This is a genomic window from Micromonospora sp. HNM0581 (assembly GCF_012726175.1).
In the GTDB taxonomy this organism is placed as follows: domain Bacteria; phylum Actinomycetota; class Actinomycetes; order Mycobacteriales; family Micromonosporaceae; genus Micromonospora.
The window spans coordinates 211,424-234,091 of the sequence record NZ_JAASAD010000007.1 but is presented as its reverse complement, the minus strand read 5'-3'; the positions used below and the strand labels follow the sequence as shown (position 1 = coordinate 234,091).

Annotated in this window: 23 protein-coding genes; 13 read left to right on the top strand and 10 right to left on the bottom strand. The window is 69.1% G+C overall.

Annotated elements, in window-relative coordinates; genetic code table 11:
• Positions 1-31 precede the first annotated feature (31 nt).
• On the top strand, positions 32-712 hold the full coding sequence (locus tag HCA58_RS12105) for a bifunctional DNA primase/polymerase (protein ID WP_205808446.1): 681 nt from the start codon (positions 32-34) through the stop codon (positions 710-712).
• 279 nt (positions 713-991) lie between these two features.
• Here the strand turns inward: HCA58_RS12105 and HCA58_RS12100 are convergent, their stop codons facing one another.
• Genes HCA58_RS12100 through HCA58_RS12080 form a run of 5 tightly spaced genes read right to left on the bottom strand, consistent with a single transcriptional unit; the run spans position 992 to position 6,982 of the window.
• Entirely contained in the window at positions 992-1,717 is a 726-nt protein-coding gene (locus HCA58_RS12100; protein WP_169597913.1) for an FAD:protein FMN transferase, read from the bottom strand.
• A gap of 47 nt (positions 1,718-1,764) precedes the next feature.
• Complete coding sequence (locus HCA58_RS12095; RefSeq protein WP_169597877.1) at positions 1,765-2,373, bottom strand: FMN-binding protein; 609 nt, start codon at positions 2,371-2,373, stop codon at positions 1,765-1,767.
• A gap of 15 nt (positions 2,374-2,388) precedes the next feature.
• Positions 2,389-3,801, bottom strand: coding sequence for a ferredoxin reductase family protein (locus HCA58_RS12090; RefSeq protein ID WP_169597876.1), 1,413 nt, complete (start codon positions 3,799-3,801; stop codon positions 2,389-2,391).
• Complete coding sequence (locus tag HCA58_RS12085) at positions 3,798-5,177, bottom strand: DUF1501 domain-containing protein (RefSeq protein ID WP_169597875.1); 1,380 nt, start codon at positions 5,175-5,177, stop codon at positions 3,798-3,800. Before HCA58_RS12085 ends, HCA58_RS12090 begins: the two co-directional genes overlap by 4 nt.
• 8 nt (positions 5,178-5,185) lie before the next feature.
• Positions 5,186-6,982, bottom strand: a complete 1,797-nt coding sequence (locus HCA58_RS12080) for a DUF1800 domain-containing protein (RefSeq protein WP_240956032.1) — start codon at positions 6,980-6,982, stop codon at positions 5,186-5,188.
• Between the two features lie 661 nt (positions 6,983-7,643).
• Here HCA58_RS12080 and HCA58_RS12075 point away from each other — a divergent pair.
• Positions 7,644-7,901, top strand: coding sequence for a DUF3040 domain-containing protein (locus HCA58_RS12075; protein ID WP_169597873.1), 258 nt, complete (start codon positions 7,644-7,646; stop codon positions 7,899-7,901).
• A 2-nt stretch (positions 7,902-7,903) separates the two neighbouring features.
• On the opposite strand, the gene HCA58_RS12070 is transcribed toward HCA58_RS12075, so the two are convergent.
• Both HCA58_RS12070 and HCA58_RS12065 read right to left on the bottom strand, forming a co-directional pair.
• On the bottom strand, positions 7,904-8,884 hold the full coding sequence (locus tag HCA58_RS12070; protein ID WP_169597872.1) for an SWIM zinc finger family protein: 981 nt from the start codon (positions 8,882-8,884) through the stop codon (positions 7,904-7,906).
• Positions 8,881-12,096: a DEAD/DEAH box helicase gene (locus HCA58_RS12065; protein WP_169597871.1), complete on the bottom strand. Its 3,216-nt coding sequence runs from the start codon at positions 12,094-12,096 to the stop codon at positions 8,881-8,883. The genes HCA58_RS12070 and HCA58_RS12065 overlap by 4 nt, the downstream gene beginning before the upstream one ends.
• Before the next feature lie 158 nt (positions 12,097-12,254).
• Between HCA58_RS12065 and HCA58_RS12060 the strand changes: the two genes are divergently transcribed.
• Positions 12,255-12,461: a hypothetical protein gene (locus HCA58_RS12060; RefSeq protein WP_169597870.1), complete on the top strand. Its 207-nt coding sequence runs from the start codon at positions 12,255-12,257 to the stop codon at positions 12,459-12,461.
• Positions 12,462-12,477: 16 nt separating this feature from the next.
• Here the strand turns inward: HCA58_RS12060 and HCA58_RS12055 are convergent, their stop codons facing one another.
• Entirely contained in the window at positions 12,478-13,623 is a 1,146-nt protein-coding gene (locus tag HCA58_RS12055) for a polysaccharide pyruvyl transferase family protein (RefSeq protein ID WP_169597869.1), read from the bottom strand.
• Between the two features lie 755 nt (positions 13,624-14,378).
• Between HCA58_RS12055 and HCA58_RS12050 the strand changes: the two genes are divergently transcribed.
• Positions 14,379-15,842 carry a hypothetical protein gene (locus HCA58_RS12050; protein WP_169597868.1) on the top strand — a complete coding sequence of 488 codons (1,464 nt, stop codon included), beginning with the start codon at positions 14,379-14,381 and terminating at the stop codon, positions 15,840-15,842.
• Between the two features lie 679 nt (positions 15,843-16,521).
• Entirely contained in the window at positions 16,522-17,088 is a 567-nt protein-coding gene (locus HCA58_RS12045; RefSeq protein WP_169597867.1) for an HD domain-containing protein, read from the top strand.
• Here HCA58_RS12045 and HCA58_RS12040 read toward each other — a convergent pair.
• Both HCA58_RS12040 and HCA58_RS12035 read right to left on the bottom strand, forming a co-directional pair.
• Complete coding sequence (locus tag HCA58_RS12040; protein ID WP_169597866.1) at positions 17,076-17,546, bottom strand: NUDIX domain-containing protein; 471 nt, start codon at positions 17,544-17,546, stop codon at positions 17,076-17,078. The genes HCA58_RS12045 and HCA58_RS12040 overlap by 13 nt on opposite strands.
• Positions 17,547-17,550: 4 nt before the next feature.
• On the bottom strand, positions 17,551-18,309 hold the full coding sequence (locus tag HCA58_RS12035; protein ID WP_169597865.1) for an XRE family transcriptional regulator: 759 nt from the start codon (positions 18,307-18,309) through the stop codon (positions 17,551-17,553).
• A 179-nt stretch (positions 18,310-18,488) separates the two neighbouring features.
• On the opposite strand from HCA58_RS12035, the gene HCA58_RS12030 reads away from it, so the two are divergent.
• The 8 genes from HCA58_RS12030 (at position 18,489) to HCA58_RS11995 (ending at position 22,631) form a co-directional block, all read left to right on the top strand.
• Entirely contained in the window at positions 18,489-18,809 is a 321-nt protein-coding gene (locus HCA58_RS12030; RefSeq protein ID WP_089021118.1) for a hypothetical protein, read from the top strand.
• Between the two features lie 234 nt (positions 18,810-19,043).
• The gene (locus tag HCA58_RS12025) at positions 19,044-19,229 is read left to right on the top strand and encodes a hypothetical protein (RefSeq protein WP_169597864.1); all 186 of its coding nucleotides are present in this window, start codon (positions 19,044-19,046) and stop codon (positions 19,227-19,229) included.
• A 168-nt stretch (positions 19,230-19,397) separates the two neighbouring features.
• Positions 19,398-20,279: a hypothetical protein gene (locus tag HCA58_RS12020; RefSeq protein ID WP_169597863.1), complete on the top strand. Its 882-nt coding sequence runs from the start codon at positions 19,398-19,400 to the stop codon at positions 20,277-20,279.
• 89 nt (positions 20,280-20,368) lie between these two features.
• Positions 20,369-21,235: an FtsK/SpoIIIE domain-containing protein gene (locus HCA58_RS12015; protein ID WP_169597862.1), complete on the top strand. Its 867-nt coding sequence runs from the start codon at positions 20,369-20,371 to the stop codon at positions 21,233-21,235.
• Positions 21,232-21,441, top strand: a complete 210-nt coding sequence (locus HCA58_RS12010) for a hypothetical protein (RefSeq protein WP_169597861.1) — start codon at positions 21,232-21,234, stop codon at positions 21,439-21,441. The genes HCA58_RS12015 and HCA58_RS12010 overlap by 4 nt, the downstream gene beginning before the upstream one ends.
• 85 nt (positions 21,442-21,526) lie before the next feature.
• A complete protein-coding gene (locus tag HCA58_RS12005; protein ID WP_169597860.1) occupies positions 21,527-21,964 on the top strand; it encodes a hypothetical protein in 438 nt (145 codons plus the stop codon).
• On the top strand, positions 21,961-22,260 hold the full coding sequence (locus HCA58_RS12000) for a hypothetical protein (protein WP_169597859.1): 300 nt from the start codon (positions 21,961-21,963) through the stop codon (positions 22,258-22,260). Before HCA58_RS12005 ends, HCA58_RS12000 begins: the two co-directional genes overlap by 4 nt.
• Positions 22,257-22,631, top strand: a complete 375-nt coding sequence (locus HCA58_RS11995) for an RRQRL motif-containing zinc-binding protein (RefSeq protein WP_169597858.1) — start codon at positions 22,257-22,259, stop codon at positions 22,629-22,631. Before HCA58_RS12000 ends, HCA58_RS11995 begins: the two co-directional genes overlap by 4 nt.
• The last annotated feature ends 37 nt before the right edge of the window (positions 22,632-22,668 follow it).

The window sequence follows — 22,668 nt, the reverse complement described above, 5'->3', positions numbered from 1 at the left end:
AGCTGACGCCGGTCGGGCGCGGCGAGGGGAGATGGCAGCAATGTGGGCACATGTCGGACCACACGTGGCGCGGCTGTCGCCGTTGGAACGGGTACGACTGCGCCGGGTCGCGGTGCGCTACGCCCTGCACGGCTGGGCGGTGACCCCGGGCGCCTGCCTGGCGCGCAGCCGTTTCGTCTGCGGCCGGGCCGGCTGCCCGACGATCGGTTGTCATCCGGCCCTGGAGGACTGGGAACACGCGGCCAGCACCGATCCGGCGCGGGTGGCCACCTGGTGGCGGTCCCGGCCGCACGGGGTGCTGCTGCCCACCGGCCGCTGCTTCGACGTGCTGGAGATCCCGGCCCACCTCGGTCGACTGGTCCTGGCGGCGGTACAGGTCCACCCGGTCGGTCCGGGGGTACGCGGCCCGGTGCTGGTCAGCCCGACCGGGCAGTGGATGTTCCTGGTCCGCCCAGGCGACCCACTGCGCCCCGAGCTGGAGCACTGCTTCGACGTGGTTCTGCACGGTCGCGGGTCGTGGATCCCGGCGCCACCCACCCGGCTGCCCGAGGGGCCGGTCCGCTGGGCGGTCGCCCCGGAGCAGGCCCGGTGGCAACTCCCGGACGCCTACCTGGTGCAGAACGTACTCGTCGAGGCGCTGCGGGCGACCGGCGTGACACTGACCCCAGCGCTGGTCCCCGGCCACCTGCCGATGCCACGTCGAGGCCGCTGACCCGGCTTCGACCGGCCCATGCGACGCGCCGGACAGCGAGACCTCGGAGGACCGGCGCTCGTTGAACCCGGCGACGGCGCGCCCGCGCCGGGAGCGGGGATGCCATGTCCACCGACGACACCAGACACCACCCCGGCGGAGCAGAGCCGCCCCGACGACACCGGCCCGGCCGCCGCTGGGCGGCCACCCGTCCCCCGCACGCCCGGCCGGGTCGGTCACGGCCGACCGGGTCCCGCCCGGCCATCACCCACCGCCCGACCCGCTGGCCCTGACCCGGAATCAGTCGGCGCTCAGCGGCAGATCGGCGGAGTGCAGACACCGCCCGTCGTCGGTGACCACCGCATGCCGGTACCCGGGCAGCCGATCCAGCCAACCGATCCCGGCCACCCCCATCGCCACGGCCGCTGTGGCGTACGCGTCGGCCAGGCCGAGGTCCTGCCCGACGACCGTCACCGACCGCAGGCCCCGCGCCGGTACGCCACGACGCGGGTCCCGCACATGCGGGCCACGTTCGTAGACACCCGACGTGGCGACCGCCAGGTCCGTCCCGACGAGCACCAGACAGACCGCCGACGGGTCCCAGGGGTGTTGCACGCCGATCCGCCAAGGCAGCCCACCCGACGCATGACCCCGCACCCGGACGTCGCCGCCAGCGTTGAGACAGTGGTTGTCGACACCCGCCTCGCGCAACCGGTCCGAGGCAACCTGAACCGCCCAGCCCTTGACGTACCCGGACGGGTCCAACCCTCCGGTGGCGTACGCGTCGAAGAAGCCGTCGGTGGCACCCCACAGGTCGGCGCAGCGTTCCAGCACCCGGCGCAGGTCGGCCGACGCCTCGGAGTGCAACAACTCGCCCCGGTCGAAGCGGCACACCTCGCTGTCCGGGCGGTACGTGCTGAACCTCGCGTCCACCTCCCGCAGCCAGGCGAACACGTCGTCGGCGAGGACGGTCAGTTCGGTGGTGGACCGGTCGTCGGCGATGTCGAGGCTGACCGGTGTGCCCATGACATGTTCGACGCGGCGCAGTCCGGGCCGCATCGAGGTCGCCGCGCTCAACGTGCCTGGTCAATCGCGGCCTGCAACGACTCCCGGTAGGACTCACTTGTCGCCGTCGCACCGGACACGGTGTCCAGGTCGGCGCTCTGCCGCTGGACCACCAGTCCCGCCGTACCGCTGTACCGGTCGTCCACCCGGCTGCTGCGTTGCTCGGACTGGGCGGTCCGCTCCGGCAGCTCCAACGCCTCCGCGGCCACGATCCGGCTGCCCGTCAGCGAGATCGCCACCTGCACGTTTCCGAACTCGTTGCTGACCACCGGTCCGAAGACCCTCCGGACCGTGGAGCGTGGCGCGGCGGTGCTCGGCTGTGCCACCGACGGCTTCTTCGTGGCACCGCCCGACGACTCGGCACCGCCGGCAGCTGGGCTCGCCGTGCTCTGTCCCGGTGCGGGCGACCTGCTGACCGACGGTCGTGGAACCGCCGTTGCGGTCGCCTCGGCTGGTTCGGCTGTCGACTCGGCTGCCGTGGTCGACTCCTCGGTACCAGGTGTCGCCGACGCGGGTAGCTCCTGGGCCACCCGACTGGTGTCCGGTCCCGCCTTGAGCACCACCAGAGCGGTGGTGCTGGCCGCCAGGCCGGTGATTGCGAACAGCGCACGACGCATGCGGCGATGCCCCTCTCAGAGTTCGAAGGTGGCGAGGTGGATCTGCCGGCGTGGCACGCCGGCCCGGCGGAGCAGCTGCCGGCTCTGCTCGATCAGCCCCGGCGGGCCGCAGAGATAGACGTCGCGACGGGCCACATCCGGCACCAGCCGGCGAAGTCCGTCCGCGGACATCACCTGCCGGGGGCCGGGATCGTCACGGGAACCGACCACATACCAGACCTGGACGCCGCGCGCCTGGGCCAGCCAGTCGAGTTCCCGGTGCAGCAGCACGTCGGACGGAGTACGCACCCGGTAGATCAGCGCCGTTCCCGGCGGCAACTCCTCGAGCATCGCGCGCAGCGGGGTGATGCCGCTGCCGCCGGCGATCAGCAGAGCCCGCTCGCGGGTGCGGTGCGCCGCGGTGAAAGTGCCGGACGGTCCGACCGCCCAGACCCGAACACCCGGGTCCAGGTCACGCAGGTCACGCGTGTGCGAGCCGACCACTTTGACAGTCATCCGCAGCCACCGGCCGTTGGCCGCGGCGGACACCGAGAAGGGATGGGACTGCCACCAGCAGCCCCGGGTCAGGAACCGCCAGCGGAAGAACTGGCCACCGAGCATCGTCAGCCGGTCGAGTCGCGCACCGGTCAGATAGATCGACACGGTGTCCGGATTCTCCGCGACGACATCGGCCACCCGCAGCCGGTGCCGCAGGTTGAACGCCAGCGGGGCGATCACCCGGCCGTACAGCAGTGCGGCGACCACCAGCGCGTAGAAGGCGATCCACCCGGTGCGCACCGGGCCGGGACGGAACAGCTGGGTGCCGTTGCTGAACTGGTGGGCGAAGCCGAGCAGCAGCACCGCGTACGCGGCCAGGTGGGTGGCGTGCCACAGCTCGTAGGGCAACGCCCGGCGTACCGCCCGGACGCTGGTCAGCCCGACCAGCACCAGCAGGCCGGCAGCGGCGAACGCCGAAGCCATGTCCTGGTAGTCGCGCAGCATCACACCGGCCTGACCCAACGGCGAACGGCCCTCCAGCCCGGCGTAACCGACCAGGATCAGGGACATGTGTGCGAGCACCGCGACCAGCAGGGTGGCTCCGACGTCCCGGTGCCAGCGGGCGATCCGCTCGCCACCGGCCACCCGTTCCAGCACCGGCAGCCGGCTCATCATCAGCACCTGTACCAGCAGCAGGTAGCCGGCGAGCAGGCCGCTGATCTGACCGGCGGCGGTCAGCTTCGCGGTGCCGCCGGCAAGCGAGCCGGCCTGCGTGTCCGTCCACCAGGGCAGCACCGAGGCGACCAGACCGAGCAGGAACAGTCCGACGAGCAGGCGGCGGCCCCCGCAGCCACGTCGTGGTACGACCGGCAGCAGGTCACCGGTGGGGCGACCGCCGGACCGGGAGTGCGCTCCGGTCCGGCGGTCGGAGTAGGTGCCGGGGTGGGTCACGCGTACAGCTTCATCGGGGCGTACTTCATCCGCGGGAAGACCTTGTCGACCTCCGCGTCGGTCAACCCGAACCGGCCCTGGGCCACCGACCCGTAAACGTTGAACATGTTGTTGTACTCGGGCACGTCCCCGGAGTCGAGGGCGTCCAGTCCGTTCCAGGTGCCCAGCAGCGAGCCGGCGAGTTTGCGGCCGGAAAGGATGGTCACCACACCGCCGTGTCCGTGGTCGGTGCCGCCCCGGTTGGAGGCGACCCGGCGGCCGAACTCGCTGGACACCATCACGGTCACGTCGGCTGCCTGGTCGCCGAGGTCGGTGAAGAACGCCGCCAGCGCGGCAGCCAGTTCGTTGAGCCGCTGGTACAGCCGGCCACCGTTCGTGGTGCCCTGGTTCTCGTGGGTGTCGTAGCCACCCATTCCCACCGTGGCCACCCGCACGTTGGCACCGCCCTTGATCAGCTGGGCGAGTGCCTGGAAGGCGGAGCCGACCCCTCGGTACTCGACGCCCTCGGCCGGCCGGTACGGCTCGGCGGCGAGCTCACGGGCGGTCGCCAGGGCACCGAGACCGGCCTGGACAGCGTCCTCCACCGGGTGGTTGATACCGGTGAACAGGCCCTTGATCGCCTTCTCGGTGGCTTCCCGGTACCGCTCGTTGCCGGCGAGGCGCAACGAGCCGACGTTGTTCAACGAGAGGGCGCCGTTGGTGCCGACCAGGGAGCGGGGCAGGGTGCTGCCGATACCGACGCTACGGAAGGCGGTACCCGCGCCGAGCGCGTCGACGAGACTGTCCAGCCAGCCCCGCCCGCCGGTCTCACCGGGCAGGCCACCGAGATTGCAGGCATCGGCGGCCTGGAAGTGACTGCGGGACAGTCGCTCGTCGGAGACACCGGGGATGAAGCCGAGCTGTCCGCGCCGCAGCCACGGTTCCAGCGGCGCGAAAGCGCTGGTGAGTTTGAACCCTCGCCCGAGGGCCAGCGAGTCGTTCGGTAGCAGCAGCTCCGGGCGGGCCCGGTTGAGCACCGCGTCGTTGTCCGGTGCGACAAGGCTCAGACCGTCCAGCCCGCCGTAGAGGAAGACATGGATGAGCGTGCCGGTCTTGGTCGCCGCGAACGACGCCGAGGTGGTGACGAACTGGGCGGTGGCCAGGGCCGTGGCGGTGGCTGCGGCACCGGCGACGAAGGTACGCCGGGTCACCCCACGGCCGTCCTGCTGGGCTTCCTCCAGCTCCTCCAGCCGCCGGTAGCGGTCGGCCTCTGCGGCGTTCTCGGCAGCCACCACGTCGGCTTCCGCCCGCAGCAGTGCCTCGGCCGGGTTGTCGGCCAGCCGTCGTACGTCAGGGCAGTCGGGGTGCAGGTCATACGGGTACACAATGTTCTCCATCGGGTGCCTCACCGGAGGTGGTGCTGGGGGGATGCGAGGATCGCCCGCGCGACGGCGGTGATGGCCCCGTTGAACGTCGCGTCGACCTTCGTGCCGGCGGAGACCCCGGCGACGCCGAGGATCAGTGCCCGTTCCCGGTCGGTGAGCGGCTGGTGGACCAGCCGTCGGGCCAACGCGTCGGCGTACGCTCCGGCGGTCGTCGGTGGCTTGGCGACCAGCTTCTCCGCGCGGGTGAAGGTGAACGTGGTGCGGTTGGCGGCGAGCAGGTCGTGGGCTTCGTTCCAGCCGTTGACCATGGTGCCGGCGGAGGTCCACGCGAGGTAGACGTCCGGGTAGCCGTCGGGCGTCGGCTGGCCCATCGGGTGATGACCCAGCTGGCGCAGCTTGTCGTGGATCTGCCGCAGCCCCCGGGCGTACGGGGTCCGCTGGTTGCCGCCGTTGTTGTGGTTGGGGGCGGCCTCCGGTGACACACCGAGCGTGCGGTAGGTGGCCACCAGGTACTCCAGTGGACGGCGGACCTTCTGCCCCACCGCTGCCCAGAACTCCGACGAGCTGAACAGCGTGAGCAGCACCGGCTTGATCCGGCCCTTGTTGGCGGTGTACGACTTGGCCAACCGATCCACGAGGGACTTCGGCGGGGTGTCCGAGACGAACCTGACGGCGAGGTTCTGCGCCACGTACGTCGCCGTCGACGGGTGCAGCGCCAGGTACGTGAGGTACGCGTCGATCGCCGCCTCGGCCTTCTGCGGGTCGGCGGAGTCGTTGGCGTGGGTGAACCCGAGAATCTTCACCTTGCCGACGTAGTGCCGCTCCGGGCGGAACACGTAGTTGCCGTCCTTGACGCCCCGGCCGGTCTGCAGCAGGGCCGCCTGCCGGACGTCGGCCTCGGTGTAGCCACCGTCGACACCAACCGAGTACAGCTCCAGGTTCTCCCGGGCCAGGTTCTCGTTGACCGCGTCGGCGCGGGAGTCGACCTGGTTGAGGTAGAGCAGCAGCGCCGGATGCCGGTTGGCGGCCAGGAACATCTCCGGGTAGCTGCCGAGCGCGTGCTTACGGACGACGTCCTGGTCGAACGAGGGACGGTGGGACTCCCCGCCGTCGACGTCGGCGGCCACGTGCAGGAAGTCGTTCCAGAAGTCGACCATCACCTCGAACAGCTGGCGGTCGGACCAGATCTGCCGGGCGATGGTGGCGTCCACCAACTCCTGCACCGGCCGGGCGCCACGTTCCCTGAGCTGGTCACGCTGGTCGCGCAACTGCTGCGGCGACAGCTTGAGGGTGGGCAGTTCGGCGAGTTTCAACTCCGCCTTCGTCGGGGCGATCTTCTCCGGCTCCAGCTGCCAGCGCAGCCACCCGTCGATTCCCCGTTCCTTGATCTGCGTCAGCACCTCGGCGGTGGGGCCGAAGGTCAGCCTGCGGGCCAGGTGCAGCTCCGCATCCTTGGCGAGCACCGTCTTCACGGTGACTTTGGTGTCGGCCGCCGCCGCGGCGGGACCGGAGAAGGTACGCCCGCTCTTCGGGGCGTTCTTCTTCAGCGCCTCACCGGCCCGCGAGCCCATGTAGCTGGCGTTCTGTTCGGTGTACGTGCGTACCGTGCTCGCCTGCTGCCCGCTCGGGCGGGTGGGGGAGCCATCGGTCGGCTTGGCGATGGTAGCGTCCCCGGCGACCGCTACCTCGTCGCCGAAGAAGGCGCGTACCCGGGGATTCATCGCGAGCATCGCACCACCGGCGACGACGGCGGCGCTACCACCGAGGGTGGCCAGCGCCCGCCGTCGGCCGGATCGACGGTCGGGTTCGTCGTCCAAACCGGGCAGTCCACCGCCGACGCGGGGCGGGGCCAGCGGCGCACCGTATCCGTCCGGACCGATCCACTGCGATCCTGAGTTCGGGGCCGGCCGCTGGCTTTCGAAGACGTGCGGTTCTGGCTGGTGGGGGTCGGATCGGTGGTTCGGGTGGAACTGCTGTGGGTGAGGTCCCGGGTGGTGCCGGTCCCAACCGTGATCGTCCTGGCGTCGGCGTGGTGGCACCTGATGGTCGGCCATATACCGTTCCTGTTTTCCTAACGTCGACGCACGACCGTGCCCCGGCCTGAGGTGCGGCGACTTGTGTCCGAGGGGGTTGCCAGGGGAACGTAGTCACCGGTTTCTGACCTCACAAGGCGGCCGTTCACGTCGTCGCCGGGCACTTAAGGCAGGTCTCAACAGCGACGACCTGCTGTCGGCTACCGGTCAATCGGGTACACACCCCCTGAGCAGGGCGATTGCCCAACGACATCGCCCACCGTCGACATTCCCACGCATGCGGATGCCATCGACCCGGTGCGGAACCTGAAGAAAACTTAAGACACGGCTAAGGCGGAATTGCGGCAGCCCAGCACGGCTGAAAGTAGCAGCGGGAAGAGCGCGTGAGTCTGCTCCGCAGCGGGTACTCCGCCGCACCGTTGCTGAACGCGTGAGGGGAAGGCACATGCTCAGCAAAGAGGACCAACGCAGATTCGAACAGATCACCCGCCACCTGCGGGAAAGCGATCCGGCGTTCTTCGCCCGGCTCGACCATCGGGCCCGGGGGCGTCACGGCCGCTGGCTGCTGTTGTTGACAGTCGTCCTGTGGGCGGCGTTGCCGGCGACCACCGTGCTCGCCGGTCGACTGGCCGGGGGGATCTTCGCGGTGGTGCTGTTGACGAACGCGGCACTCATGTGGCGTTTCCGGCAACGCTGGTTGTGACCCTACCCGCCGAGCTGACGGTAGGCGTGACGCAGGCGTTCGACGAGGCCGGGACCGCCGATGGCCGCAGCAGGCGCACCCAGCTGCCGTAACAGCAGGTCCGGCCGGGCGGTCAAACTCGGTGGACGGTCGGGCAATGGCACCGGCGGCAACCAGAAGCGGTCGATCACCTCGACCAACGGTGTGCCGGGCAGGTCGGCCAGAGCCCGGGCGGCACCCGCGGCGGTCTCCGCCCAACGTTGACCGGACGAAGCGGTTCCGGCTGCACCGACACTCGACGCTGTCGAGGGGCCACCGCCACCGGCCGGATCTGCCGGCGCCGACGGATCCCGGCCCACCGCGGCGGCGGCCCGCTGAGGCAGCGAGACCTCGACGTCCGGTACGGCGCGTAGGTGTCGCAGACGGGCGAGCAGGTCCGACCGGTTGCGTCCGCGCCAGTGCAGCAGGGTGAACGGGTCCGCGTCGAACGCCTCGGCGAGCAAGTAGAAGGTGGCGGCGAGGTGTTTACAGGGCACCGCGGCGTCGGGGCACGAACACCGCTGCTCCAGCTCGCCGACCGTCGCCGGGAACAGCGGCGCCCCGGCCGCGGCGAACAGTTCCTCCAACTCGGCCGGCAGGTCACCGGCGAGTAGCCGGGCACTGAAGAACGCCTGCGCAGCGAGTTCCCCCTCGATCCGGGCCCACAGCCCAGCCGGGAAGGGCGGCAGTGAGACGCTCACCTGGTAGGGCCGGGCCCGCGAGCCCTGCACCACGGCGGACACCACGCCCGGCGCGACGTCGAGACGGAGCACCTGCCCGGCGCGGGCGTACGACCGGCCCCGGGTCAGCCGGGTGCCGAGCGCAAACGACTCCAGCACTTCCAGGAACCGGCGGGACCACCAGGAGACCCCGATGGCGCCCCGGACGCTGCGGGCCCGCAGCCCCCCGCCGACCCGGCGCGGTGGGCCGTAGTCGGCGAACCTGCCACCAGCGTCGGCGCTCACTCGGCCACCGCCCCCGCCTCCAGGGCGAACAACTCCCGCAGCTGTCCGGTGGACAGTTCGGTGACCCACTGCTCGCCGGTGTTGACCACCGAGGCGGCCAGGCCACGCTTGTCCGCGATCAGCGCGGCGACCTTCTCCTCCACCGTGCCGGCGCAGACGAACTTGCGGACCTGCACCCGGCGCCGCTGGCCGATCCGGAACGCCCGGTCGGTGGCCTGGTCCTCCACCGCCGGATTCCACCACCGGTCCACGTGCACCACATGGTTGGCGGCGGTCAGGGTCAGCCCGGTTCCACCCGCCTTGAGCGAGAGGACGAACAGCGCGGGCCCGCCGTCGGACTGGAAACGGGCCACCATCGTGTCCCGGTCGGCCTTACTCACCCCGCCGTGCAGGAACAGCACCTCCCGACCGATCCGGGCCGACAGGTGCCCACGCAGCATCCCACCGAACTCCGCGTACTGGGTGAACAGCAGTGCCTTCTCCCCCGCCGCGAGGACCTCGTCGAGGATTTCCTCCAGTCGGGCCAGCTTGCCTGAACGCCCGTCCAGCGGCGAGCCGTCACGCAGCAGGTGCGCGGGATGGTTGCAGACCTGCTTCAGGCGGGTCATGGTGGCCAGCACGAGCCCTCGCCGCTCGATGCCGTCGCTGGCCTCGATGCGGGCCAACATGTCGTCGACGACCACCTGGTACAGCGCCGCCTGCTCAGCGGTGAGGTTGCAGAAGACCTCCATTTCCAGCTTCTCCGGCAGGTCCGAAATGATCGACGAGTCGGTCTTGAGGCGACGCAGCACGAACGGGCCGGTGATCCGCCGTAGCCGCTCGGCGGTCTCAGCGTCCCCGTGCCGCTCGATCGGCTCGGCGAACCGCTTGCGGAACGTGGCTGCCGGGCCGAGCAGACCCGGATTGGCGAACTGCATGATGGACCAGAGGTCCGCCAGCCGGTTCTCCACGGGTGTCCCGGTGACCGCGATGCGGTTCCGCGCGGGCAGTGCCCGTACCGCTTCGGCCTGCCGGGTCGCGGCGTTCTTGATGGCCTGCGCCTCGTCGACCACCACCCGGTGCCAGTCCACGCCGGCCAGTTCCGCCGCGTCCCGGGCGGCCACCGAGTACGTGGTGACGACCAGGTTCGCGGCGTGCACGGCGGCGGTCAGCTCCGCGCCCCGCGCCCGCTGGGCGCCGTGGTGCACGTGGACGCGCAGGTCCGGGGTGAATCGGGCGGCCTCCCGCTGCCAGTTGCCGACGAGTGACATCGGACAGACCAGCAGGGTCGGGCCGGACTGCGGCGGGTCGGCGGCCAGCAGCGCCAGCAGCTGCACCGTCTTACCCAGCCCCATGTCGTCAGCGAGCACCGCGCCGAGCCCCAACGCTTGGAGGAACGCCAGCCAGGCCAGCCCCCGCCGCTGGTACGGCCGCAACATGCCGCGAAACGACGGCGGTTCGTCCAGCGGCGCGAGCCGACGGTCCACAGCCCCGGCGAGCAAATCACCGAGCGCGCCGTCGGCGCTCACCTCCAACACCGGCAACGCGTCCGGTTGCTCAGCGTCGGACAGACCGAGCCGCAACAGGTCGGCCACGGTCAGCTCGCCGGAGGACTCCAGCAACCGCAGGCCGGCCGCGAGTCGTTTCGGGTCCAGTTCGACCCAGCGCCCCCGCAGCCGTACCAACGGGGTCTTCAGCTCCGCCAGGCGCGTCAACTCGTCGGCGGTCAACGACTCGTCACCGAGGGCCAGCTCCCAGCGGTAGTCGACCAGAGCGTCCAGGCCCACCCGGTCCGCCGGGCCGCTGACCGCCCCGGGTGCGCTGCGGGAGCGGGCCCGTAGTCGGGCACCGAGCCGCGACGCGGGCCGCCGCCACCACGACGGCAGCAGCACCATGAAGCCCGCCGCGTGCAGCGTCGGGGCGCCCTCGCGCAGGAACCGGTGCGCGCCCTCGGTGTCCAACTCCAGCACCTCCGGCCGGGCGGTACGCAGCGCCACGTCGAGGTCCGGCCACAGTCGGCTGGCCCGGCCGAGTTCGGCGAGCAGGAGTTCCTGTGGATGGTCACCGGCCACCGCCACACGGTCCCCGCGCCACACCTGTGCGGCGTCGACGTGCGGGCCCGGCTCGTCGTTGGCGCCAAGCCCGAACTCGACCCGCCACCGACCGGTGGCGGCGACGACAGCACCGGGGTCGGCCGGCACCACCGTCACCGGTTCGGTCAACTCGTCGGCCGGCGGCTCGACCAGCCGGAAGCTGGCCCGCACCGGACCACCGGCGGCGTCACGCTGCCACTGGTCCAGCTCGGAGCGGAGCGTACGCAGCGCTGCTCCTTCGGCGGTGAACTCGCGACGCGGCCCGGTCAACGCACTCAGCCAAGCCGTCACGGCACCGTTCGGTCGCGTACCCCGGGCCAACGTCATCGGCGGTAGCGCCGCGCGTACGGCGGCGTCGGTGAGCGCGTCGAGCGCGTCAGCCACCAACGCCCCGGGCAGGTCCGCCTCGGCGGCGGCCCGCGCGACCGGCGGCAGCGCCATGGCCAACGACCGGGCCCAGGCGGTATCCGTGCCGGTCAGCAACGGCCGCCATACCGCCCGGACAGCCGACACCTCGGCCGGACCGCCGTGCCGGTCCGGCTTGGCCCGGTTGGTGGCCCGGCCGGATCGTCGTTCGCTGCCACCTCGGGTCGACTCCGCGCGGCCGGTCCGAGCCCTCACGTCGCCCGATCGGGCGACGTGAGCCCCGGACGGCACCGTGGCGGCCGGCGGCGACTCGTCCACGCCGGGCAGGACCCGGCCCCGGGCGGCCAGGTCGGTGGCGAAGCCGGCCACCTCGGCCAGGTGTCGCAGGTCCGCGCCAGGTGCGGCGGTCAGCTTCTCGACGGTACGCAGCAGCGACAGCGCGGCGTCCGGGGTGTACGCCAGCACCGGGACCTGCCAGCCGGCGAGGGTGACCGGGCCACGGACCGGCTCCCCGACGGCGGTGCGGACCAGTTCCGGCGAGTCCACCGGCGAACCGGCACGGGTGGGCAGGCGCAGCACCGCCGTGCCGAGGTCGTCCGGTTCGGCGGCGACGGCAAGTAGTGCGGCGAGCGTGGCGTGGTCCGCAGCGAACGGGTGTGGACGCACCCGCGGTGCCCGGCCGGGACGGCGTGGGGCGCGGGACGGCAGGGTGCTGTCCTCGGCCCAGACCTCCAGACCCCGGCCGGGCAGCCACATCCCATGGACGACCAGCACACACTCCCCCTCGGACCCGACGGACCCGCACCCTTTGGCGGCGACGACCCGGGGTCAGGATAGGCGGCGCCGACCGGCTGGCTTCGGCGCCGCCCGAGGCGACGGCTTCATCCCGCTTCACCCTGCGGCTCGTCGCCGGCCGGGGCAGGATGGGCTACATGGCATCCACGGTTCAGATCCCTCTGGTGGGCGGCATGGCCGACGGTGAGCATGTCACCGTCGAGTTGGACCCGAACGGCCGGCCCCCGCTGACCCACCACCACCTGGGGCCGCAGGGGCTAGCCGAGGCGGACATCTACGAGTTGGAGTCCGTCGACGCCGATCGCCAGCAGTGGCGTTACTGCTGGCGGGGGCCAGCGGTCTGAACCGACCCCGTGCCGGTCAGGCACCCACCTCCACCAGAGACCGGTTGCGCAGGGTTTCCAGGACCGCCCGGGTGACCTGCGACGTGCCGCGGGCCTCGTCGCACACCCGCGCCACCCGCTGGGCGGTGACCTCCGCCCGCTGGTCACGTTCGTCCCACAACTGGTCCACCTCGGCCAGCAGCGGGCCCTCCACCTCGCGCTCCACGCCCCGCAACGCCGGCACCCCGAGCCGCTGCGCGAGGTCGAAAACCTTACCGGCGTACGGCAGGGGCAGGAACGGCGTACCCATCATCGCGGCGAAGATCAGGAAGTGCAGGCGCATCCCGACCGCCAGGTCGAAGTGGCGCATCAGTCCCAGGATCTGCTGCGGCGAGTAGGTGCCGTGCAGGATCCGGCCCCGATCTGCGGCGATCATGTGGGACAGCACCCCGTGCGAGTGCCGGATGTCGTCGCGTTCCATCGGGACGAACAGCACGTGCGCGTCGATCCGGTGCACCAGAAAGTCCCCGATCTGCGCGAGCAGCCGGTGGTATCCGTCCACGTCCAGCCGCTCCGCCGCCCGACCCGGCTCCCGCACGCTCATCCCGACCAGCCGCTTGCCGGCCGGTACGCCCTCCTCGCGGAGGAACTGCGCGGGAAAGTCCTCCGGTTCCAGCAGGAACGCCGGATCACCGGTGACGGTGATCGGATTGAGCAGGCCGGCTTCCTCCAGCACCATCCGCGACTCCTGGTCACGCACGGTCACCTGGACCGCACCGGCCAGCGTCTCACGGACCATGCCGGTGTCCACCATCTCACTCAACGGCCCGACACCGACTGCGTACGTCAGAAGCGGCAGGCCCCGCTCCTGCGCCACCCGGACCACCCTCAGGTAGCGCCGGGCCTCTTTGTCGTAGAGGATGCCCCCGCCGCCCAGGATGAGCAGATCGAGCTGCGACAGCACGAGAGCGGAGTCGGCCCGGCTGACCCCCTCCCACGGCACCGCCTCCACATCAGGATGGGCGAGCGCGGTGTGCGAGGGGTTCCGCGAGAACACGATGATCCGTGCGTGCGGCTCCTGCTGACGAAGATCCGTCAGCAGGCCGGTGAGGATAGCCTCGTCGCCCAGGTTGCGCCCACCGTACGAGCCGAGCACGCCGATGGTCAGTCCGGCACGCGTCATCCGTCGCTCCTCCCCAGGTGCGTACGCCCGACGATTCCCCGCTGTGCCGGTGAACAGTCCTCGCCGGCGAACCGGGTGCCCACGCCAGCTAGCTGTCCTGCCGAACCGGGTGAACGGCGTGCACCTGCCCGCCGCAGAAGCGGCTCCGGTGTGACGCTTCGACCCCGCGACATCGATCCTGGGGTGGGGTCAGGGACATGGGTGGCCCGAGGAACTGATCTGCGGGCCATTGCTGGTGCTGGTGGTGTGTGGTGGGCGCGGCAGGTTTCGAACCTGCGACCCCTCGCTTGTAAGTTCTGGGCGCTCCGTCCGGGCGCGTCCGCGCACGTCTCTGACGTCGGGTGTTGAACCGTAGACCTCCGTCCCTCACCCACTGCGTCTGGCCCTGTTGCTGTCACCGTTGCTGTCGGACAGCAACAGGGCCACCCGTTCGCCCCCCGTGACTCCTTTACCCCAGGCAGCCAGCTTGACCTGGAACGGCGGGGCCCTTCGCCTACCGAGGCAATCCCCGCCGCGAGTAGCGGCCAGCGAGGGTCCAGAGGCAACGGCATCTGTCGATCATCAAACAGATCTCTAATGAGCTACACCTGTCGGAAGTCAGACCCACCGCCGGACGGACAGGCGAGTTTTCACATGTTTTGCCAGATTTATCTATATTCGCATCACAGCCATGGAGCCTCGGAGCGACATCGTTCGTCGCTTTAAGCCGTAAACTCCATGACCACACTCCACAGCGATAAGAGGAAGGGCGCGGCATGCGGGTATCCGAGTACTACAAATTAGACAAGAAGCAGTCGGAACTCGATTTTGTCGACGTAGATATCGTCAACGATGTTCGCCTCTACGTTGACCCACGAGCCATAGCTCAGCTGTCGGGCCCTTGGGCAGATAGTTGTGCGTCGTCGATCCAGTCGTTCTTTCAAAGGGTGCTTGATGCGATTACCGACGGCGATAACGACCTCGCGCTCTCACTCCTCTCCAATCTAAGGGAGCCCAACGAAACCCACCTAGGACTCTCCCGTGGCCCTTCGAAGGGAAGCGGCGTCGGCAATGAACTCGCTAGAGATTTCTGGCAGGCTCTTTCTAGCAGCAAAGCTGTCCGCACCGGCCTCATTCAGGACTTGGAAGATACAGCACTTCTGATTGAAGGTGTCGATCGGGACCGCATTTCTGACATTACTACGAATATCATTCGACGCCAGCTTATCTCCTACACCCAGGAGACTTCCGAGTATCACGGTATACCTTTAGATGAGGGTGTAGCATCTGGCCCGCTCTGGAATTCCAACAAGGGAGAATGGCATGAGGAATACACCTCCTTGCCGAAACCCAATGGAGCCAAGCTCATTCTGATCCCCAAAGAAATAGTTCGACGCAAGCTCCACATGAATTCCAGCGACTACTATAGACATCAGGTGCTGAACTTCCTGGTCGCCCAAGAATACGCCGCAGGAAGTTTGGTTAAGCTGGTGCGAGGTCGGCCCACCGTCACCAAGAAAGATGTTGACGCGAAATACAAAGAGCAGTTCGGCGTCGGACGGGACAACCCTGGGGTAGAAAAGCGGATTAATTCCGCGGTTTCAGCAGACAATCCAGACATACTCCCTAGCTACAAAGAGCAAAAGGCAGCGAATCCTAGTCGCATTCTTGAGGACCATGAAATCGCCGAAGCAGTTGGCGGCGATGTAAGCGAAGCCGAGAATCTTCTTGCTCGCGTGATCGAGGTGGAACCAGGAAGCAAGCAGGCAGATCTATATGAGCGACGAATTCAAGATCTCTTCACTGCCATCTTCTACCCGCACTTGGTGCATCCCAAGCGGCAGCATCCGCTCCACGACGGACGCAAGCGGCTTGATCTAACTTACACCAACGCCGCCCGGCACGGGTTTTTCCAGTGGCTTAGCATGCACTATCCATCTGCTAATATAATGATCGAATGCAAGAATTACAACCGTCCAATCGATAATCCCGCCCTCGATCAGCTTCAAGGACGATTCTCCCCTTCTCGTGGCACAGTCGGATTGCTCGTGTATCGCGGGTACACGGACAAGGAGAAGACATGGAAGTCGTGTCTCGACACGGCTCATGATCGTCGCGGGTACATCATTCCTCTCGATGACGACGATCTCAAGTTTCTGGTGCAGGAGCTTTCCGCGCCCACATCAGGCGAAGCGTTCGGCTATTTGCATCAACTCTTCAATCGACTGACGCACAACTAGAGCACCCGAGGGGCTAATCGCCATCCCGTCTGCCGTCGACCCGCACTCCTGTGGAGCGGGCCGCCGCCCGGCCCGCCACGTCAAGACGGCCTTGACGGCTCGTACGGACGCTGGCGGGTCGGGCGGTGGTCTGCTCGGCTCGCCCGGGTCGACGGCAGGCGGGATGGCTCCCACCGCAACCACCCACGGACCGCGAGCCGCCGACGGACCCCCGGCCATCCTGGAACCGGAGCGCCCCCGCCGGAGGCGCAGTAACCGCAACCCCGCTACCCGCCCGCCGGCCGCCGACGGACCTAGCGTGCGCTCCCCTACGCCGCGCGGTGCTCGCCGCGCGGCCCGGCCGGCTGCCGGCCCACCACCCACCAGAAGCAGCCTGTAGTCATGCGGCGGCCCACCGGGCTACCCGCTCTCCGCGCCAGCCGCCGGGCGTGTTGCGTGGCCGGAGTCGGAGCGCCAGCGCAGCGACGGACGCGCGCCCAGGCGGCGGCGCGTGCGGCCCGTTCAGGGCCGCCTTGAAGACGTACAGAAAGTTTGAACCACTTGGCCGGCAGCCGGCTGTCCTCCGTCGGCTGATGTGCGACACGTGTCAGCCAAGTGGCCTGCGACGGTGGTCGGCTCCGGTCGTCGGCAGAGCGAACACGGGATGGTGTGGGCTGGGTGCTCTCCGTACGCTGAGGTCATGGCCGTCCTCGTCGATACCGCCCGGGAAGTTGCGCGTCATCTGTTGGAGACTCCGTTGCCTCGTCGGTGGAGTCACGTCCAGGCGGTGGCCGCCAAGGCGGACAGGATCAGCGGGGCGGTTCCGGTCGAGGATCGTGCGGTGCTCGTGGCCTCGGCGTGGCTGCATGACGTGGGCTACAGCCCTGATCTGGTCGACACCGGCTTCCACTCCCTCGACGGTGGCCGTTGGCTGCGCCGTGAGCGGTTCGATGAGCGGATCTCCGCCCTGGTGGCTCACCACTCGTGCGCGTGGCTGGAAGCCGAAGAGCGCGGGCTCGGTGAGGTCCTGGCCGCCGAGTTCCCTCGGGAGGAAACCGCGGTGACTGACGCGCTCTGCTTTTCGGACATGACGACCGGGCCGGACGGTCAGGACTTCGAGGTGTTGGAGCGGTTGGCGGAGATCCGGTCGCGGTACGGGCCAGAGCACCTGGTGACCCGGTTCATCTGCCGGGCGGAACCGGAGATGGTCGCCGCCGTGCGGCGGACTCAGGGCCGGCTCGCTGGCAGCGTTCGTCAGCCAATGTAGGGCTCAGACCGTTCCTCGTACCCGTGGGTGATGCGGAGCAGGGTCGACGGGTGGACGTCGAGCGCGCCCAGCTCGTCGCGGGCCACCCACCGGACTTCGCGTGACTCGTCGCTCGGGGTCGGCCTGCCGCTGACCGGTACGGCGCGGAAGCACAGCGAGAACTGCTGCCGTACCTCGCCATCGGTGTACGCGATGACGTGGCCAGGGTCGGAGTAGACCCCAATTAACCCGGTGACGTCGACCCTCACGCCGGTCTCCTCGTGGGTCTCCCGGATCGCTGTCTCTGCGACGGTCTCGCCGATCTCCTGGCCGCCGCCGGGCAGGGACCACAGGCCGTTGTCGGTGCGCTGGATGAGCAAGACTCGGTCCTGCTCGTCTTGAACGAAGACGGAGACGGCCACGACGATGCTGTTGGCCTTCGGCGCGTTCGGGTCGTGGTAGTGCTCGGTTCTCGCCATGCCCCTAGGCTGCCACCTCGTCGCCGGGCTGGCCCTTCGAGGCGGACAGAACCCGGTCGAAGCTGTCGGCGTAGGTGCTGAACAGGTCACCGCCGTTGATCCGCCGTAGGTGCATCACGGGCGCGTGTGGCGCCGGGAACCCGAGAACGTGCATGTTGACCAACATGTCGTCATCGAACCGGTAAATCGAGTTGTACAGGGTCGTGTCGTGGTAGAGCACCTTGACGCCGGGCGCACCGTCAAGGTGCTTGTAGTACTGCTGCACCTGGCGAATCTTCGCGGCCATCACGCCGGGCGCACCCTCCTCGACGCTCCTACGCTCGATCGCGGCGCTGGTCGGGTCACCGAGCAGGATCGTCACCGCTACACCGTCAATGCCCTTTTGACGCAGGATTTCGATGAGCCTCGGGTCCTGCTCCACCAGGAAAAGGCCGGCGTAGGCGAGCACGTCAATTCGTTCCTCTGCCCGCTCGATCAGTCGACGCCAGACGTCGTACGGCACGGATGAGCGCCGCGAGTAGAGCTTCACCATTTCGCTCTGCCCGATTCTCGACGCCTTCTCCGGGGTCACGGCGTTCGGCCACAGGTACGGCACGTCCTCCCGCACCATCGCCGCGATGGCCTGCCGGTGCCGGGGGTAGGGCGTCCGGTCCTGGGTGATCCACCGTTCGACCGTCTTCGGGTCCACCCCGATCTTCTCGGCGACCATGACCGAGGTCAGGCCCTTGCGCAGGATGGCTTCGCGTAGCCGGTCGTTCGGCATTTGGGACCTCCCACAGGGGACGACTAGGGACGCATCAACAATAACCGAGACGTCCCTAGTCGTCCAGCCCATCGGATGGGCTGTCCCCCACTTTCCGGGAGTCTTGTCGGCAGAGGCCACGAGCGACAGTCCACCGGGGACTTGCTCAATCTCTGGCCCGAGACACAGGAGGTCTGAAAGTGAAGCTGTACGTGGACACCCAGAGCAAGCAGGTCCAGGTGACGAAGGACCCCGAGCCGAAGAACGACCAGAACGGCAACCAGCGGTCGGAGAAGAACACTGGCCGGCTCATGTGGTCCACCCAGGTCTTCGTACTCGACGAGACCGGCGGCGAGATCATCACCATCACCACGGCGGGGGAGAAGCCGGGCGTGACGGTGGGACAGCTCGTCGCTGTCGAGCAGTTGGAGGCCATTCCGTGGGCGACCAACGGGCGTAACGGCGTCGCGTTCCGCGCCATCTCGCTGAAGCCGAAGGCTGGTAACTCGGCGGCAAAGTAGGTACTTCGCTCACCGCGCTGTGTGAGCCTCTGGTGTCTGATGCACGGAGCGGCCTGATGGTCCGCTGATCTGATCCGCCCTTCGGTCCGGGAGCGTTTCTGGCTCCTACTCTCCCGGCCCTGGCAACCCGTGGTTGCCCTCTCGATATGGCGCGGGGTCGGTACTGGCTCCTACACCTGCCGTCCCCGCCTGCCTTTCCAACCCGTTCGCCTCAATCCCTGAGGAGTGGTTGTCATGCGTTACTACGTCACCTTCTTCCACACCACCGCTGATGGTGTCCAGGTCGAGTACTTCGAGTACCAGCCTGCCAGCCCGATCCGGGGCTACGACGACATCGAGACGCTGACCGATCTCATTCGCGGCTGGGGCCGCAAGCAGGTCACCGTGTTGGGCTTCTCGCCCCTGGCCGACGAGGAGTAGTTATCCCATCCTCGTACGCCTGATCTGGAAATCGAGCGCGGGGCCGGTACTGGCTCCTACACCTGCCGACCCCGTGCTCTCCAACCCATCCAACCCAATCGCTTGGGAGGACGTGTCGTGTCCAAGTCTAGCCCTCGCCGCTCGTTCGGGCGGAAGTCAACCGGAACGGTGACGGTCATTGAGGCCAAGGTCCACCGGTCCTCGGCCCGGAACGCCCGAATGGCGTTCATCCTCTCTGCGGTCGTCATCGGCGTTCTCGCCACTGTGGTGGCCACCTCCTACGTGCACCCGATCATCGCGCTGTTCATCGGCGCGGCCATCGGCGTCCCGTGCGGCGCGCTGGCCTGGCTCCTGGTCCGCATCTGGCCTGTGCTGCGGCTCCTGTGGTGGTGGACCCCCGAAATCGTCCTGACCGTCCTGTCACTCACCGCCTGGGTGCAGCTCGCCAACCACACCCCGACCATCGTCACCCTGGCCGTCGTCGCCATCGTCCTCGGCGTTCCGGCCGCCATCCCCGCTGTCCGCCGCCAGGTCGTCGCCTGGGTGTGGTGCCTGATCGTGCGCCACCGGCTGCGCGTCTGCTTCGCGCAGTTCATCGTCGCCAACCAGTCCGGTTCCCTCCCGCTGATCCTGTGGGCCAAGCCGACCCCGGTCGGCGAACGGGTCTGGGTCTACCTGCGGCCCGGCCTGTCCCTGGCGGACCTGGAAGGCCGCCTCGACAAGATCGCCGTCACCTGCCACGCCTCGTCCGTCCTGGTCGAGCGGGCCTCCGACGGCAACGCCGCGTACCTGCGGTTCGACATCAAGCGCCGCGAGGTGCTCACGGCCACCGTCACCTCTCCCCTGGCCGACGTCGTCACCTCCGACATCCCGGCCACCGACCGGCCGACGCCGGTCGTCCCCACCGCCCTGGACCTGCCCGACGTCCAGGCACCCACGGTCACCCTGCCCGTCCAGCAGCCCAAGAAGCCGGCCACCACGTCGGCCAACGGCAGTAAGCCGACCGCCGCCCAGTCGACCGACGCCGACGACGTCTCCGACTGGATCTGATCCCGCACCCAACCCAACCAGGACGCGGGGAGCCCTACGGGCTCCTTCGTGTGGCTTCCCGCGCCCACCAACGCCCAAGGAGGGCACCCATGACCACGGCAACCGCCCCGACCGCCGGCATTCCGGTGGGGCCTGGCCTGTCGATGTTCGACCCCATCTTCCTCGGCATCGACGAGTTCGGTCAGCCCGTCTACATCACCCTGGCCTACCGCAACCTCCTCGCTGGCGGTGAACCCGGCGGAGGCAAGTCCGGCCTGCTCAACACCATCGCGGCCCATGCCGCTCTCTCGGCGGACTGCCGCCTCGTGCTGCTCGACGGCAAGCTCGTCGAACTCGGCCAGTGGGAAGACTGCGCCGACGCCTTCATCGGCCCCGACATCACCGCCGCTCTCGACGTCCTGCGACGCCTTCAGCAGGTGATGAACAACCGGTACGCCTGGCTGCGCGCCCACGGCCGCCGCAAGGTCACCGCCCTCGACGGCCTCTCCGTCATCACCGTCCTCGTCGATGAAATCGCCTTCTACTCCGCCACCATCGGCGGCAAGCAGGAACAGGAAGAGTTCGTCGCCCTCCTGCGCGACCTGGTCGCCCGTGGCCGGGCCGCCGGCATCCCCGTCGTCGCCGCCACCCAGCGGCCCTCGTTCGACATCATCCCCACCAGCCTGCGGGACCTGTTCGGCTACCGCGCCGCGTTCCGCTGCACCACCCCCAACAGCTCGAACATCGTGCTTGGTCACGGCTGCGCCGAGCAGGGCTACTCCGCCACCGACATCGCCCCCACCAACCAGGGCGCGGCCTACCTCATCGCCGAAGGCGGCATCCCCCGCCGCATCAAGGTCGCCTACCTCACCGACAGCCAGATCGCCGGCATCGCCGACTACGCCGCCTGGACCCGTCGCCCGTCCCGCTTATCCGCACCGACCGGCTCTCGACTGGATTGGGAGATCGCCGCATGAGCCTGCGCAGTCTGATCCGCACCCGCCGCCACCCGCGACCGGCCACCCGGTACGTCGACCGGCACGTCATCGGTACGCCCGAGGAAATCACCACGCTCATGGAGCTGGCCACCGAACGTGGGCTCCTCGTCTTCGCCTCGGTACCCGTACCGCTACCCGACGACCCCACCCGATTCCGCCGCCACCTGCGGCTTCGTACCCCGTAGCACGGCCGACAGGACCGGACGACGCCTGGCAGCAAATGCCGGTCCTGCCGACCTTCACCAGCCCTACTGAAAGGACGTGGCTGCCATGAAGGCTACTCACCAACCGTCCACCACCGGAACGGTCATCCCTGCTGACCTGCTCCGTTGCGCTGCCCTCTACCTGCGCCGGCACGGCTGGCACCAGGGCACCTACTACGCCCCCACCGACACCCTCACCCCGCCGGCCTGCGCCGCCGGGGCCATCGGCATCGCCTGCGCCGGCCACACCGTCGAGCACTTCTCCCAGCTCGACCCCGGCACCCTCGCCGACTACCTCGCCACCCTCGCCGCGTTCGTCGACCACCTCGACACCGCGTACCCGCTGTTCCTCATCGACGAGGACGGCTACCTGATCGACGAGCACACCTCGCCGTACTCGTGGAACGACGACCCGGCTCGCACCGCCGATGAGGTCGTCACCGCCCTTGAGGACGCCGCCGACGAGTGGGACCGCCTCCACACCGAGGGAGGCGAGAACCGATGAACACCGTCAAGCACACCTTGACACCCCGCATCCCGGTTCAGAAGCGACGCGATGTCGTCGAGAACACCGAGTTCGCCGCGTTCGCCCGGCGCATCATCCGCGCCCACGGCCGTCGCGTCGCCACCGGAGACGTCGAAGCACTCCGCGACCTCGTCGCCCTGTCCACCGCCATCGACGACGCCATCACCGCCGCTGTCGTCGGCCTGCGGGCCTTCGGCTACTCCTGGGCCGAGATCGGCTCCCGGCTCGGCATCTCCCGCCAGGCCGCCCAGCAGCGCTGGGGCGACCGGTCATGACCGACTTCGCCGACCACATCGGGCTGCGGGTCCGCTTCTACGACCCGCTCGGCACCCGCTACGGGTTCCCCACCTTCCCCTACCGCATGGTCCCCGAGGGCCTGGCCACCCTGCGCCAACTCCGCGCCGCCGGCCTCCGTCCCGGCGGACACGACCCCGTCGCGCAGATCCTCTGGCGTCGCGGCAAGCGCGTCGCCTACCTCTACCGCCTCGACTGGGCCAAGCCCAAGCGGATCGCCACGCCCGCCCAGCGGGAGGCCATCGCCAAGGCCCTACGCGCCCGCCGCACCTGCCGCTACTGCGACCAGGTCAAGCCCTACTACATCCCCCGCCGCTACGGCTGCTGCCTCGACTGCCACGGAGGCCACTGATGGCTGTCCTGATCACCTTCGCTGTCATCCTGCTCAT